This window comes from Novosphingobium mathurense (assembly GCF_900168325.1).
In the GTDB taxonomy this organism is placed as follows: Bacteria; Pseudomonadota; Alphaproteobacteria; order Sphingomonadales; family Sphingomonadaceae; genus Novosphingobium; species Novosphingobium mathurense.
Genome location: NZ_FVZE01000010.1, coordinates 33,444 through 46,890 on the forward strand (window position 1 = coordinate 33,444; position 13,447 = coordinate 46,890).

Sequence of the window (13,447 nt, forward strand, 5' to 3'; positions counted from 1 at the left end):
GCATTCTGCGATGTCGGAAGGGGAAGGTGCTGCCTGCCTGCATGCCGGGATTGGAGTCCAAGGGGGGACGGCCCGAGGCGCAACGTCCGAAACGTGAGCAGCGACTTCCCACTATCCTGCGCGCTCCGGAGACACAACTTCGGCTCGTCAGACGAACCTGTCACCTGATCGCATTCCTGAACAATTCAGCCGTTTACAGGGAGGGTCAGGCCGCGACCCGAAGCTGGTTACGGCCTGCGCGCTTGGCAGCGTAGAGCGCCATGTCGGCGTTATGGATCATGTCCTCCACCCCCAGCCCGGCGATATGGTAGACGAGGCCGCAACTGATCTGCGTCCGGACTTCCTGCCCGAAGCGCATGTCCACCGCTTCACTCGCTACCCGGTCGACGATACGCTTGCAGATGCCTTGCGCCACCTCGCTGTTGTCGGTGCGCAGGAGCAGCACGAACTCGTCACCGCCGAGGCGCCCGACCACGTCTGTCTCGCGCACTTCGCTGACGAGGCGCGCGGCGATTTCCCTGAGAACGGCGTCGCCGACCAGGTGGCCAAGTTCGTCGTTGATCGACTTGAACCGGTCGACGTCGATCAGGGCAAGGCTGAGGCCGGTTTCCGGCCTGTCGGCAATGGCAGCCTGAAAGCGCTCCATGAAACCGGCCCGGTTGAGCACGCCGGTCAGTTCATCGGTCTGGGCTGCGTCGGCCAGTTCGCGCTCGCGCTGCTTGCGCCGCGTGGCATCGAATATCGTGGCGATGGACCCTGCGAACTGGCCCTCGCTGTCATAGGATGCGGTGAAGGTCGCCTCGATCCAGCGCCCGTTGCCCAGCGGAATTTCGGCGACTGCCTTGCCCTGCGGGTTGTCGATCGCCTCGACGTGGGCGCTCATCAGCGCATCGGCGCAGTCCTCCCGCAAGTCGAGGATATCCTCGCCGACAAGGTCGGCCGCAGGACGACCGAAGATCGAGGAGGCATCGCCCGCGACCTGGGTACAGCGCCCTGCCGGGGAGAAGTTCACGAGCAGGACCGAGGAACGCTCCGCCAGCAGGTGGATCGCGCGTTCACGCTCGGCCAGCTTGTCGAGCAGGATGCGGCGCTCATTGAGCGAGGCCGCGATGGGCATGTTGGTGAGCAGGAGAAAGGCGAGATAGAGCTGGAAGAAGCCTGCTTGGGCCCAGAACCCGTGAACCGAGGCAAGAGACACCGGTCCGACGCCATGCATCGTTGCCAAGGCGCCGATCGCGGCGATCAGCATGACAGCCAGATTGGTGCCCAGCCAGCCGAGCCGGAATGTAACGAGAATCAGAGGCAGAACCGGCACGAACAGCAGCGGATACGTGCTCTGCGCGAAGACACCCGCCGCGACTGCGACCACCAATCCCTGCAGGGCCCCCGTCTTGAGTCGCTCGATCCCGGACTTGGAACGGAAGCACTGGACGTAATGGCCCGCAATCAGGGAGTGGAAGAACGGCGTGAAAATCAGCAGGCCAAGAGCATCGGCTGCAAACCAGATACCGAGCGATTCGCCGATCGGCTGGTCGAACATCAGGTAGGCTGTCAGCGCGCCGAAACCGGTGCTGGCAGCAGGCGCGATCAGGCCCGCCGCGAGGATGAAGCGGTATACCGAGCCCTTGTCGTGCAGCAACGCATTGTCCGCGCTGACGATGCGGCGAAACATCCATGCCGCTATCAGGATCTCCGGCAGGTTGGACATGCCGAGCATAAGCGAGCCGATCCCGGCCCCGCGTATGGCCATGTTCGCCGCACCGTTACCCAGCAATGCGGCCAACAGGTAGAGCGACCATTCCGAACGCGGCCGCTGCAGCATCATGGCGACCACGACGGCATTCGCGGGCCAGACCGTAGCGATGCTGCCCTCGTGACTGGTGAGATGGATCGTCACCGCGGCCAGTGCGAAATAGAGACAGGCCGCCGCAAGCGCCTTGCCTGCCGCACGCATCGACAAGACTGCCCCGATTGTGTTTGCCACCCATCCCATGAGTCGAAGAAATAGGCGGGACAGGGTTATCAGCGGGTTAAGCCGACATGGTAAGTCGCTGAATTCGTGATGTGTTTACTTGTCACACATGGGAATGCCCGCCGAAATTTCACTTATTTTGCAATCGATTGTGAAAATTTTGCAAGACCGCATCCTCCTTGCCGAGCGCCCGCAGATCGTGAGGGCGCGCTCCAGGCGATATGCTTAATCGCGATGAAAATTCGCTCTTTCGGCCCCTCCGGACTGAAATTCCGCCCTGCGATACCGTAGTTAATGGCCGGAAACATGAACGCCGGAGCATCGAAATGGCCTATCTCGACCCTGAATTCGGATCACCGCCGATCCACCGCCGCGAACCGCGCGAGCAGGTCGAGATGCTGGCCAAGTTCCGTCGCGACTTCGTAAGCAGCACTGTGCTGCTCAAGGACCTGACGCGCTTCGGCGCGAAAGTCGAAGGCATCGGCCGCCTCAGCGCCGATGAAGCCGTAAGCCTCGCGCTGCCGGGATGCCGTCCGGCGATGGCCTTCGTCGCCTGGGCCAACGAACACAGCGCCGGTCTGGAATTCGCCGATCCGCTGGACAGCCAGATCTTCTCCGATCTCGTCGCACGTTTCGGCCTCGGTCGCAGCGCGGCGGCGCCGGCCTGATCGCCGGAGACAGCGCGCGGCGCTGCCCGGCACGCTTTCAGCTCACCGCCGGTTCGAGGATCGCGATCGTCCCTGCATCGGCGTCGATCTCGGCCATGACGCCGACCGGCACGCTCACCTGCCCGGCGATATGACCGATGGCAGCGCCCTGGAAAGCCGGCACTCCCAGTGCGGAGAACTGGCGATCGAGCACCTCGTAGATCGTGAAGTTCGAATAGCCGCCATCGGGATTGCTGCAGCCGGTGCACTGCCCGAAGACGACGCCCGCGACCTTTGCCAGAATGCCCGATAGGGCGAGCTGCGTCAGCATCCGGTCGATGCGGTACTCCGCCTCGTTGGTATCCTCCAGAAACAGGATCGCACCGTCAAAGTCGGGCAGGTAGGGCGTACCCACCAGAGCCGCGAGGACGGTAAGATTGCCACCGATCAACCGGCCGCGCGCCTTTCCGCCCCGGAAGGTCCGCACCCGCTCGCCGCGGCGGCCGAGGTAGGGCCCGACATGCCCCGGCACGGCATATGTCGGCGTCGCCCCGTCGAAAGCCAGCGCGCGGAACGACTCCCACGCCGCCGGGGGCCAGGATGCCGAAGCGTTCGGCCCATGAATGCCGGGCACCCCGGTCCGCGCGGCGAAGGCGAGGTGGAGCGCGGTATTGTCGCTGAACCCGGCGAACAGCTTGGGCGTGCGGGCAATTGCGCCGAAATCGAGCCAGGGCAGGATCCGCGCAGAGCCCCAGCCGCCGCGCACGGCCATGATCGCGCGCACCCCGTCGTCGGCGAACATCGCCATGAGGTCACTGGCGCGGTTCTTGTCCGATCCGGCGAGATAGCCTTCGCGATCCAGCATGTGCGGCGCGGCCCTGGGCTCCAGCCCCATGGCCCGCACGGCCTCCTCGATCTCCTCCAACCCGAAGCGGTCGCCGATGAAGCCGGCCGGAGCGACGAGGCCCAGCACGTCCCCCTGACGCAGACGCGGCGGCTTTTGCGGGCCTGACGTCCTGTCCGGTCTTGCCGACATGGCAGGGGCGGCGAGCGTGGCGGCGGCAACGCCTAGGCCCATCAGCGCGCCGCGCCGCGAAAGGTCGGTGATCGTCATGGCGCAAGCCTAGCCGCACCAGCCCGGGCAGGCGAGTCCCCGTCCGTTCGCAAGAGTTTAATATGATGCGGCTATTCTCTCGACGGAAGCCGATCGAACCTCCATCTAGGGCATATGACCGAAGAAGAAGAAAAGAAGATAGCCGACCGCCGCTTTTACAAGGCGGAGCAGGAAGCCTCCTTCGCCGACCAGCAGGAAGGCACCCTGCAGACTCAGAACCCGGCCTATCGGCTGGCATTCCAGGACACCGAATTCCTGCTGCGCGACGAGCTGCGGCCGGTGCGTTTCCAGCTGGAACTGCTCAAGCCGGAAATGTTGCTCGAAGAAGCGAACATCGGCTCGACTCTCGTCATGTACGGATCGGCCCGCATCCCCGCGCCCGACGAGTGCGACGCCCTGCTGGCGAAGGCGAGGAACGAGCGGGAAAAGAAAATTGCCGAGCGGCTGGTCGCCAAGTCGAAGTACTATGACGAGGCCCGCAAGCTCGCCCAGCTCGCCAGCAAGTGCGCAGTGGTCGAAAAAGGCATGCGCCAGTTCGTCGTCTGCTCGGGCGGCGGGCCGTCGATCATGGAAGCGGCCAACCGGGGTGCAGCAGACGTCGGCGCCGAATCGCTGGGCCTGAACATCGTCCTGCCGCACGAGCAGGCGCCCAACCCCTACGTGACGCCGCGCCTGTCCTTCCAGTTCCACTATTTCGCGCTGCGCAAGATGCACTTCCTGCTGCGCGCCCGCGCCGTCGCGGTGTTCCCGGGCGGGTTCGGTACGCTCGACGAGTTCCTGGAACTGCTGACGCTGATCCAGACAGGCAAGATGAAGCCGATCCCGATCCTGCTCTATGGCCGCGAATTCTGGGAACGGATCATCAATTTCGAGGCCCTGGCCGAGGAAGGCACGATCAATGCCAGCGACCTCGACCTGTTCCACTGGTGCGAAACCGGAGAGGACGGCTGGGCCAAGATCCGCGAATTCTACGACCTCGACTGCGGCTAGCAGGCGGCCGGCAGCCAGCGGAGATCAGCGGACCGCGTGATGTCCCAACGGTCCGTTGCCCGCGCCGAATTCCGGCGCGTTGAGCAGGGCCGCGCGCACGAAGTCGCGGGCGTCCTCGATGGCTTCCTCAAGCGTGGAGCCCTGCGCGAGAAAGGTCGCGATGGCGCTGGACATCGTGCAGCCGGTACCGTGGTTGTGGCGCGTATCGATCCGCGATCCTTCCCAGACGACCGGCTCGCTGCCCGGCACGATCAACCGGTCTTCGACCGTTTCGCCTTCGGCGTCCCCGCCCTTCGCAAGATAGGCCGCGCCGCGCGATGCCATCGACTCGGGCCCGCCAAGTGCCGCCAGTTCGCCGATGTTCGGCGTGGTCAGCGTAGCAAGGCGGATCAGCCGTTCGAACGCGGCGACAGTTTCCTTGTCCGCCAGCGTCGATCCGCTCGTCGAGACCATGACCGGATCGAAGATCACCGGCACGTCCAGCCCTTCCAGGCGATCTGCGACCAGTTCCGCAATCTTCGCCGAACCCAGCATGCCGATCTTCACCGCGTCGACACCGATGTCGGTAATGCACGCATCGATCTGCGCCGCGACCAGTTCGGGCGAAAGTGCCTCGATAGCCTGGACACCGAGCGTGTTCTGCGCCGTGATCGCGGTGATCGCGGTCATGCCATAGCCGCCCAGCACGGTGATCGTCTTGATGTCGGCCTGGATGCCTGCGCCGCCCGAGCTGTCGGAACCGGCAATGGCAAGGATACGAGCTGGCTTCATCGGATAATCTCTACCGCACGTCCACAGGCAGGCTCAGGGCGAACGGTTCGGGGTCTGCACAAGGCCCCGGAGCGTGCCGAGCCTGTCGCTGCACCTGCGGGGGGAAATATCTCCCTTAGGCCTTGTACCGCCTCTGCGTCGAGGGGGGATGCGCCGCATGATGCTTTTTGGCCCGCGTCGGACGGTCGGTAAGCTCGCCGCCGCAGTTGGGACACATGTCATCGAGGTCGTCCGCGCATTCGGCGCAGAAAGTGCATTCGAAGCTGCAGATGAAGGCGCCGGGCGCCTCTGCCGGCAGATCGGTGCCGCAGCGTTCGCAATCGGGGCGCATTTCGAGGGTCATCAGACGGTCGCCTCTTCCACGGCCGAGCAGATCGAGGCGACTGCCGCCTCGACTTCGCCGGCATCGTCGCCTTCGGCCATCACGCGGATCACCGGCTCGGTGCCCGATGGGCGAATCACCAACCGGCCCTTGCCCGCGAGCGAAGCTTCGGCATCGGCGATCGCGGCCTTGACCCGGTCGACCTCCAGCGGCTTGCCGCCCGAGAAGCGCACGTTGCGCAAAAGCTGCGGCACAGGGTCGAACAGGTGCAGCAATTCGCTGGCCCGCTTGCCCGACTTGACCAGCGCGGCGAGCACCTGCAGCGCAGCGACGGTGCCGTCCCCGGTGGTCGCATGGTCGAGCAGGATCATGTGTCCGGACTGTTCGCCGCCGACATTGTAGTCAGCGCTGCGCATTTTCTCGAGGACGTGGCGGTCGCCGACCTTGGTGCGCACCAGATCCAGCCCGCGCTCCTGAAGGAAGCGTTCGAGCCCGAGGTTGGACATGACCGTGGCCACCACGCCGCCGCCGGTCAGGCGCCCCTGTTCCGCCCACTGGCTGCCGATCAGCGCCATGATCTGGTCGCCGTCGACCGTCTGGCCCTTCTCATCGACGACGATCAGGCGGTCGGCATCGCCGTCGAGCGCGATGCCGATGTCCGCGCCGGAAGAAACCACCGTTTCCTGCAACAGCGCCGGATGGGTCGAACCGCAGCGTGCGTTGATGTTCTTGCCATTGGGATTGACCCCGACCGCGACGATTTCCGCGCCCAGTTCCCAGAAGGCCGAAGGAGCGACCTGGTAGGCCGCACCATTGGCGCAATCGATCGCGATCTTTAGCCCGTCGAGGCGAATGTCCTCGGGCAGCGAGCGCTTGACTGCGTGGATGTAGCGCCCGCGCGCGTCGTCGATGCGGCGGGCCCGCCCGATATCCTCGGCATCGGCAAGCGCAAGGTCCTGCCCGAGCATTGCCTCGATCGCCAGTTCGTCCTCGTCGGAGAGCTTGTAGCCATCCGGGCCGAACAGCTTGATGCCGTTATCCTGGTAGGGGTTGTGGCTGGCCGAGATCATCACCCCGACATCGGCGCGCAGTTCGCGCGTGAGCAGGGCCACCGCGGGTGTCGGCATCGGCCCGAGCAGGACCACGTCCATGCCCACGCTGGTAAATCCGGCGACCATCGCATTTTCGAGCATATAGCCGGACAGGCGCGTGTCCTTGCCGATCACCACGCGGTGCCGGTGGTCGCCGCGCAAAAAGCGGCTGCCTGCGGCCTGCCCCACTTTCATGGCGGTGGCGGCGGTCATCGCCCCCTGGTTGGTGCGCCCGCGAATGCCGTCGGTGCCGAAGAACTGCTTGCCCATGCTCAAGATCGCTATCAATTGTGTTGTCGGTCTTGCCCTTGCGGGCAAATTGCCATGTCGCGCAACTTCGTTAATGTCTGTTGCCCGATAAGGCCAGTCATTGGTGCGATCCTGAGCAACGAGACATCCCGAAAAGGCAGCGCGTCACGGATGCCGGAGATCCGCGTCCCCGGCCTGCTGACGCTTGCCGGTCTCGTCGCGGGTCTGGTTTGCGGCGCGCTGCTCGCAGGCTCGCCGCAGATGGACTCTGCGCTCGCGATTGCCGGACCGGTGGGCACGCTGTGGCTGCAGGCCCTCAAGATGACGATCCTGCCGCTCGTCGCCGGCCTGCTGTTCACGGGTATCGTCGAGACTGCCGCCGCAGCCCGCGCCGAGGCCATGGCGAAGCGCACGATGGGCTTCATCTTCGGCTCGCTTGCATTCAGCGCCTTCGTCGGCGCGACGGTCATGCCGCTGCTGCTGTCTTTCAGCCCGCCCCCCGAAGGCGTCGCCGTGCCCGGGACCCAGGCCCCGCCGCAAGTGCCCGGCATCGGCGACTTCCTGCTCTCGATCATGCCGACCAATGTCGTGACCTCGGCTGCGAACGATGCCCTGCTCCCGGTCATCATCTTCGTCGCCCTGTTCGCCATCGCCTCCTTGCGGCTCGACGAAGCGCCGCGCCGGCAACTCGCCCTGCTGTTCGAAGGGCTGGCCGGGGCGATGATGGTCCTGATCGGCTGGGTCCTGAAAGTCGCGCCGATCGGCGTCTTCGCCCTCGGCCTCGGCCTTGCCGCGCGCAGCGGCCTCGCCGCGATCGGCGCGCTGGCGCACTACATGGTCCTGGTCAGCACCTGCGGGGCCGTGTTCCTGGTCCTTGCCTACCCGCTAGCTGCCGTGATCGCGCGCAAGTCGCCGGGCCGGTTCGCGGCGGCGGTCCTGCCCGCGCAAGTCGTCGCCATTTCCACCCAGTCCTCGCTCGCCAGCCTGCCGACGATGCTCGCCTCGTGCCGCCGGCTGGGCGTCGCAACGACGACAGCCGAATTTGTCCTGCCGCTGGCCGTGACCATCTTTCGCGCGACGAGCCCGGCGATGAACGTGGGCGTCGTCATCTATGCCGCGCACCTGGCCGGGGCAGAGCTGCATCCCGGCGCCATCGCCGCCGGGGCCTTCGTCGCCTTCCTCACCACCTTCGGTTCGGTCTCGCTGCCCGGCACGGTCAGCTTCATTGCTTCCACCGCGCCGATCGCCGCGGCCATGGGCGTGCCGCTCTGGCCGCTGGCAGTGCTGGTCGCGGTGGAGATGCTGCCCGACATCATGCGCACGGTCGGGAACGTCACCATGGACGTTGCGGTCACGGCGAGCGTAGATATCCCTCGGCAGAGCGCACCTGCCGCGACAGAGGACTAAATCTGGGGCTACAGGCCATGGGGCAACACCCCATCTTGCCCCCGCGAGAGTCTCGACCTAGAGGGCCCGAAAACTCCCATCACTGCAGGAAACCACCGTCATGACCGATTCCGTCCAGATCCGCCGCGCACTCTTATCGGTGTCCGACAAGACCGGCCTTGCGGAACTCGGCAAGGCGCTGGCCGAACGCGGCGTCGAACTCGTTTCAACCGGCGGCACCGCCAAGGCGCTTCGCGATGCCGGCCTTGCCGTCAAGGACATCTCGGAAGTCACCAATTTCCCGGAGATGATGGACGGCCGCGTCAAGACGCTGCACCCCAAGGTCCACGGCGGCCTGCTGGCGGTGCGTGACAATCCCGAGCACGCCAAGGCCATGGCCGACCACGAAATCGGCGCCATCGACCTCGTCGTCGTCAACCTCTACCCCTTCGAGGCGACCGTCGCCAAGGGTGCGGACCGCGACACGATCATCGAGAACATCGACATCGGCGGCCCCTCGATGGTGCGTTCGGCGGCGAAGAACCACGCCTATGTCACCATCGTCACCGACCCCAGCGATTATGAAGGCCTGCTCGTCGAGCTGGAAGCGACCGAAGGCTGCACCACGCTGGCCTTCCGCAAGCTGATGGCCGCACGCGCCTTCGCCCAGACCGCCGCCTACGATTCGATGATCTCGCAGTGGTTCGCCTTTTCCGACCAGGGCCAGACCTTCCCCGAGATGCTCGCCGTCAATGGCCGTCTCGTGACCGAACTGCGCTATGGCGAGAACCCGCACCAGAAGGCCGCGCTCTACACGCCGGTCGGCCCCTACACCCGCGGCCTCGCCCAGGGCGAGCAGGTGCAGGGCAAGGAACTGTCCTACAACAATTACAACGACGCCGACGCCGCCTTCGAACTCGCGGCCGAGTTCAAGGGCCAGGACCCGGCCGTCGTGATCGTCAAGCACGCCAATCCCTGCGGCGTCGCCCAGGGCAAGTCGCTGCTCGAGGCATGGGAAGGCGCGCTGGCCTGTGACGACGTTTCGGCCTTCGGCGGCATCGTCGCGGTCAACCAGACTCTCGACGGGCCCACGGCCGAAGCGATCTGCAAGATCTTCACCGAAGTCGTCGTCGCCCCCGATGCCGACGAGGACGCCCGCGCCTTCTTCGCCAAGAAGAAGAACCTGCGCCTGCTGCTGACCGGCGACCTGCCCGATCCGCGCCGCGGCGGCCTTTCCGTAAAACCGATCACCGGCGGCCTGCTGGTGCAGGGCCGCGACAACGGTGCGATCGGCTTCGACGACCTCAAGGTGGTGACCGACCGCGAGCCGACCGACCAGGAGCTGAAGGACTGCCTCTTCGCCTGGACCGTCGCGCGCCACGTCAAGTCGAACGCGATCGTCTATGCCAGGGACGGCGTGACCGCCGGCATCGGCGCAGGCCAGATGAACCGCCGCGATTCCTCGCGCATTGCCGCGATGAAGGCCGCCGAGGCCGCCGAGAAGTTCGGATGGGACGAGCCGCGCACGGTCGGCTCGGCCGTCGCATCGGACGCCTTCTTCCCGTTTGCCGACGGCCTGCTCGCCGCAGCCGAGGCAGGTGCTACCGCCGTGATCCAGCCGGGCGGCTCGATCCGCGACGATGAAGTCATCAAGGCTGCCAACGAGGCGGGCCTGGCAATGGTCTTCACCGGCATGCGCCACTTCAAGCACTGATACCGGAGCCGGGACGGCCATGTGGCTGCACTGGCTCGGACCGCTTCTGGGACTGGCCTTCCTGGCCGGTCTGGTTTCCGCTGCCGTGCTCCTTCGCCTTGGCAAGGTGCACGGCAGACGGCGGATCCTTGCCACCGCGGCGCTGCCTTTCGGATGCCTCGCCGTCCCGCTGCTCGGCCTGTCGATACTGGCCGTCGCAGGCTGGGCCTTCCGCCCCGGCTGACCGCACCGCCGGCCATCCCGGCAGAAACCGGCGCGAAACCACGTGCGCCTCTTCCGGCCCTCATTGTTCCCTCCATTCATCGCAAGCGGCGAGCGACTGATCGCAGCATCATGCGAAATGTGGGTTTATTCACTGGACCGAAAGCACTTTGGCGGCATGTGGGCCGCATCGAAATCGAACTACGGATTGCTACGCAGGACATGGGACTCTTCAAGGCCGACTTCTACCGCTTCTTCGCTCTCGGGTTCGCCGGGGGCGCACTGCTGGTGTTCGGTTCGATGGGCCTTCACCACAGCAGTTCGCTGGCCGACAACATCGTCCCGCCCGCCGAGGCCGCGACGACGCGCTGAGGCGCGACGCCGGACAGGCCGGAGCCTCTTGCCGGCCCGCCGCGATTGCTTCCCGCCGGTTCCGGCCCCATATTGCGGCCATGGCGACACGACACGTACATCACGAACATTCGGGCGAAGGGCTCGTCAAGGCGGCGCAGTCCGCGCTTCTCAAGGCCGGCGAGCAGTGGACCGAAATGCGCGCCGACGTCTTTGCCGCGCTGGCGGAACATGACCGCCCGGCCTCAGCCTACGACCTGGCCGAAAACGTCTCGGCGCTGCGCGGCAAGCGCGTCGCGCCCAACAGCGTCTATCGCATCCTCGACCTCTTCGTGCGCACCAACCTGGCCCGGCGGGTCGAAAGCGCCAATGCCTATGTCGCCAACAGCCACCCCGGCTGCCGCCACGACTGCATCTTCCTGATCTGCGATTCCTGCGGCCAGATCGTGCATATCGACGATGATCGGCTGACCGGTTCGCTGATCGCCGCGGCGCGTGACGCGGGCTTCGCCGATGTGCGCCCGGTGGTGGAACTGCGCGGAACCTGCGCGGCCTGCAGCTGACCCGGCGCCGACGCCCCGACGTGCGCCAAGCCCCTCGCGGCCTTGCGAAGTTGTCCGCCATGCGGCAGGGCAGCGTATTCGACTCCTGCCCGCAATCCGTGTAGACACGATCCATGACCGCCAACCCGGCAACGCCCCTCCTCGACACTGTCGATACGCCCGTTGACCTGCGCAGGCTCAAGCCCGCGCAGTTGCGCCAGCTCGCCGATGAACTGCGCGAGGAAATGATCTCCGCCGTCGGCCAGACCGGGGGCCACCTCGGCTCCGGCCTCGGCGTCGTCGAGCTGACAGTGGCGCTTCACTACGTCTTCAACACGCCCGAGGACCGGCTGATCTGGGACGTCGGCCACCAGGCCTACCCGCACAAGATCCTCACCGGGCGGCGCGATCGCATCCGCACCCTGCGCCAGGGCGGCGGTCTCTCCGGCTTCACCAAGCGCAGCGAAAGCGAATACGATCCCTTCGGCACCGCGCATAGCTCCACCTCGATCTCGGCAGCACTGGGCTTTGCCATCGCCAACAAGATCAAGGGCCAGCCGGGCCGCGGCATCGCCGTGATCGGCGACGGCGCGATGAGTGCGGGCATGGCCTACGAGGCGATGAACAACGCGCGCGAGGCGGGCAACCGCCTGATCGTGATCCTCAACGACAACGACATGTCGATCGCCCCGCCGGTGGGCGGGCTTTCCGCCTATCTGGCCCAGCTCGTGTCCTCACGCCCGTTCCTCAACATCCGCGACTTCGCGCGCAAGGTTTCGCGCCGCCTGCCCGAAGCGCTGCACCGCGCGGCGAAGAAGACCGACGAATTCGCCCGCGGCATGGCCATGGGCGGCACCCTGTTCGAGGAACTGGGCTTTTACTACGTCGGCCCGGTCGACGGCCACAACCTCGACCAGTTGATCCCGATTTTCGAGAACGTGCGCGACGCTGCCGAAGGTCCGATCCTGATTCACGTCGTGACCAAGAAGGGCAAGGGCTATGCCCCGGCCGAGGAAGCGGCGGACAAATATCACGGTGTACAGAAATTTAATGTCGTCACCGGCGAGCAGGCCAAGGCCCCTGCCGGTCCGCCCAGCTATACCGGCGTATTTGCCAAGGCCCTGATCGCCGAGGCGCAGAACGATCCGCGGGTCTGCGCGATCACGGCGGCCATGCCGTCCGGCACCGGGCTCGACAAGTTCGCCAGCCAGTTCCCGGACCGCAGCTTCGACGTCGGCATCGCCGAACAGCACGCGGTGACCTTCGCTGCCGGTCTGGCCGCGCAGGGCATGCGCCCGTTCTGCGCAATCTACTCGACGTTCCTGCAGCGCGCCTTCGACCAGGTCGTGCACGATGTCGCGATCCAGAACCTGCCGGTGCGCTTCGCCATCGACCGTGCCGGCCTCGTCGGTGCCGACGGTGCGACCCATGCAGGTTCTTTCGACGTGACCTATCTGGCGACGCTCCCCAACTTCGTGGTCATGGCCGCCGCCGACGAAGCGGAACTGGTCCACATGGTCCACACCGCCACGCAGCATGACAGCGGCCCGATCGCCTTCCGCTATCCGCGCGGCAACGGCACCGGCGTCGCCCTTCCCGACAAGCCCGAAGTGCTGGAAATCGGCAAGGGACGCATCGTTCGGGAAGGCACCAAGGTCGCCCTGCTCTCCCTCGGCACCCGCCTCGGCGAGGCGCTGAAGGCAGCCGACGCGCTGGAAGCCAAGGGCCTTTCGACCACCGTTGCAGACCTGCGCTTCGCCAAGCCGCTCGACAGCGAACTGATCCGAAAGCTGATGCTCAGCCACGAAGTGGTCGTCACTGTCGAGGAAGGCGCGATCGGCGGCCTTGGCGCGCACGTCCTCACCATGGCGAGCGACGAAGGCCTGACCGACAACGGCCTCAGGATCCGCACCATGCGCCTACCGGACGTGTTCCAGGACCACGACAAGCCCGAAGCGCAGTACGACGAGGCCGGGCTGAACGCCCCGCAGATCGTCGACACCGTGCTCAAGGCGCTGCGCCACAACAGCGCGGGCGTGAACGAAGCGCGCGCCTGACCGGCAGGCGCAGGGGCACCTGCGGCGGCCCCTCGCGCGC

The 13,447-nt window shown here is 66.0% G+C and carries 13 protein-coding genes; 8 read left to right on the plus strand and 5 right to left on the minus strand.

Features of this window, described 5'->3' with window-relative positions; all coding sequences use genetic code 11:
* Positions 1 to 205: 205 nt before the first annotated feature.
* Positions 206 to 1,954: a sensor domain-containing diguanylate cyclase gene (locus tag B5483_RS20020; RefSeq protein ID WP_245829428.1), complete on the minus strand. Its 1,749-nt coding sequence runs from the start codon at positions 1,952 to 1,954 to the stop codon at positions 206 to 208.
* Between the two features lie 344 nt (positions 1,955 to 2,298).
* Here B5483_RS20020 and B5483_RS20025 point away from each other — a divergent pair, with 344 nt between their 5' ends.
* Positions 2,299 to 2,640: a hypothetical protein gene (locus B5483_RS20025; RefSeq protein WP_054946926.1), complete on the plus strand. Its 342-nt coding sequence runs from the start codon at positions 2,299 to 2,301 to the stop codon at positions 2,638 to 2,640.
* Between the two features lie 37 nt (positions 2,641 to 2,677).
* Here B5483_RS20025 and B5483_RS20030 read toward each other — a convergent pair whose 3' ends face one another.
* Positions 2,678 to 3,733 carry a S66 peptidase family protein gene (locus tag B5483_RS20030; RefSeq protein ID WP_079731716.1) on the minus strand — a complete coding sequence of 352 codons (1,056 nt, stop codon included), beginning with the start codon at positions 3,731 to 3,733 and terminating at the stop codon, positions 2,678 to 2,680.
* 114 nt (positions 3,734 to 3,847) lie between these two features.
* Here B5483_RS20030 and B5483_RS20035 point away from each other — a divergent pair, with 114 nt between their 5' ends.
* Positions 3,848 to 4,723, plus strand: coding sequence for an LOG family protein (locus tag B5483_RS20035; RefSeq protein WP_079731717.1), 876 nt, complete (start codon positions 3,848 to 3,850; stop codon positions 4,721 to 4,723).
* Between the two features lie 24 nt (positions 4,724 to 4,747).
* Here the strand turns inward: B5483_RS20035 and thiD are convergent, their stop codons facing one another.
* From thiD to glmM, 3 genes are all read right to left on the minus strand, one after another.
* Positions 4,748 to 5,494, minus strand: coding sequence for a bifunctional hydroxymethylpyrimidine kinase/phosphomethylpyrimidine kinase (thiD, locus tag B5483_RS20040; protein ID WP_054946928.1), 747 nt, complete (start codon positions 5,492 to 5,494; stop codon positions 4,748 to 4,750).
* Between the two features lie 115 nt (positions 5,495 to 5,609).
* On the minus strand, positions 5,610 to 5,837 hold the full coding sequence (locus tag B5483_RS20045; RefSeq protein ID WP_054946929.1) for a DUF1272 domain-containing protein: 228 nt from the start codon (positions 5,835 to 5,837) through the stop codon (positions 5,610 to 5,612).
* On the minus strand, positions 5,837 to 7,177 hold the full coding sequence (gene glmM, locus B5483_RS20050) for a phosphoglucosamine mutase (protein ID WP_079731718.1): 1,341 nt from the start codon (positions 7,175 to 7,177) through the stop codon (positions 5,837 to 5,839). The genes B5483_RS20045 and glmM overlap by 1 nt, the downstream gene beginning before the upstream one ends.
* A 150-nt stretch (positions 7,178 to 7,327) precedes the next feature.
* Here glmM and B5483_RS20055 point away from each other — a divergent pair, with 150 nt between their 5' ends.
* From B5483_RS20055 to dxs, 6 genes are all read left to right on the plus strand, one after another.
* Positions 7,328 to 8,563: a dicarboxylate/amino acid:cation symporter gene (locus B5483_RS20055; protein WP_079731719.1), complete on the plus strand. Its 1,236-nt coding sequence runs from the start codon at positions 7,328 to 7,330 to the stop codon at positions 8,561 to 8,563.
* A 100-nt stretch (positions 8,564 to 8,663) separates the two neighbouring features.
* Complete coding sequence (gene purH / locus B5483_RS20060; RefSeq protein WP_079731720.1) at positions 8,664 to 10,256, plus strand: bifunctional phosphoribosylaminoimidazolecarboxamide formyltransferase/IMP cyclohydrolase; 1,593 nt, start codon at positions 8,664 to 8,666, stop codon at positions 10,254 to 10,256.
* A 19-nt stretch (positions 10,257 to 10,275) separates the two neighbouring features.
* Entirely contained in the window at positions 10,276 to 10,479 is a 204-nt protein-coding gene (locus B5483_RS20065) for a hypothetical protein (RefSeq protein ID WP_079731721.1), read from the plus strand.
* Between the two features lie 200 nt (positions 10,480 to 10,679).
* Positions 10,680 to 10,829, plus strand: a complete 150-nt coding sequence (locus B5483_RS20070; protein ID WP_245829430.1) for a hypothetical protein — start codon at positions 10,680 to 10,682, stop codon at positions 10,827 to 10,829.
* Between the two features lie 80 nt (positions 10,830 to 10,909).
* Positions 10,910 to 11,371 (plus strand): Fur family transcriptional regulator, encoded by a 462-nt coding sequence (locus tag B5483_RS20075; protein ID WP_013831647.1) that lies wholly within the window; start codon positions 10,910 to 10,912, stop codon positions 11,369 to 11,371.
* A 113-nt stretch (positions 11,372 to 11,484) separates the two neighbouring features.
* Entirely contained in the window at positions 11,485 to 13,407 is a 1,923-nt protein-coding gene (dxs, locus tag B5483_RS20080; protein ID WP_079731722.1) for a 1-deoxy-D-xylulose-5-phosphate synthase, read from the plus strand.
* Positions 13,408 to 13,447: the final 40 nt, after the last annotated feature.

Bases quoted from the DNA above. Each gene is read 5' to 3' on its own strand.
- B5483_RS20020 (WP_245829428.1), bottom strand. From the start codon at position 1,954: ATGCGTGCGGCAGGCAAGGCGCTTGCGGCGGCCTGTCTCTATTTCGCA.
- B5483_RS20025 (WP_054946926.1), top strand. From the start codon at position 2,299: ATGGCCTATCTCGACCCTGAATTCGGATCACCGCCGATCCACCGCCGC.
- B5483_RS20030 (WP_079731716.1), bottom strand. From the start codon at position 3,733: ATGACGATCACCGACCTTTCGCGGCGCGGCGCGCTGATGGGCCTAGGC.
- B5483_RS20035 (WP_079731717.1), top strand. From the start codon at position 3,848: ATGACCGAAGAAGAAGAAAAGAAGATAGCCGACCGCCGCTTTTACAAG.
- thiD (WP_054946928.1), bottom strand. From the start codon at position 5,494: ATGAAGCCAGCTCGTATCCTTGCCATTGCCGGTTCCGACAGCTCGGGC.
- B5483_RS20045 (WP_054946929.1), bottom strand. From the start codon at position 5,837: ATGACCCTCGAAATGCGCCCCGATTGCGAACGCTGCGGCACCGATCTG.
- glmM (WP_079731718.1), bottom strand. From the start codon at position 7,177: ATGGGCAAGCAGTTCTTCGGCACCGACGGCATTCGCGGGCGCACCAAC.
- B5483_RS20055 (WP_079731719.1), top strand. From the start codon at position 7,328: ATGCCGGAGATCCGCGTCCCCGGCCTGCTGACGCTTGCCGGTCTCGTC.
- purH (WP_079731720.1), top strand. From the start codon at position 8,664: ATGACCGATTCCGTCCAGATCCGCCGCGCACTCTTATCGGTGTCCGAC.
- B5483_RS20065 (WP_079731721.1), top strand. From the start codon at position 10,276: ATGTGGCTGCACTGGCTCGGACCGCTTCTGGGACTGGCCTTCCTGGCC.
- B5483_RS20070 (WP_245829430.1), top strand. From the start codon at position 10,680: ATGGGACTCTTCAAGGCCGACTTCTACCGCTTCTTCGCTCTCGGGTTC.
- B5483_RS20075 (WP_013831647.1), top strand. From the start codon at position 10,910: ATGGCGACACGACACGTACATCACGAACATTCGGGCGAAGGGCTCGTC.
- dxs (WP_079731722.1), top strand. From the start codon at position 11,485: ATGACCGCCAACCCGGCAACGCCCCTCCTCGACACTGTCGATACGCCC.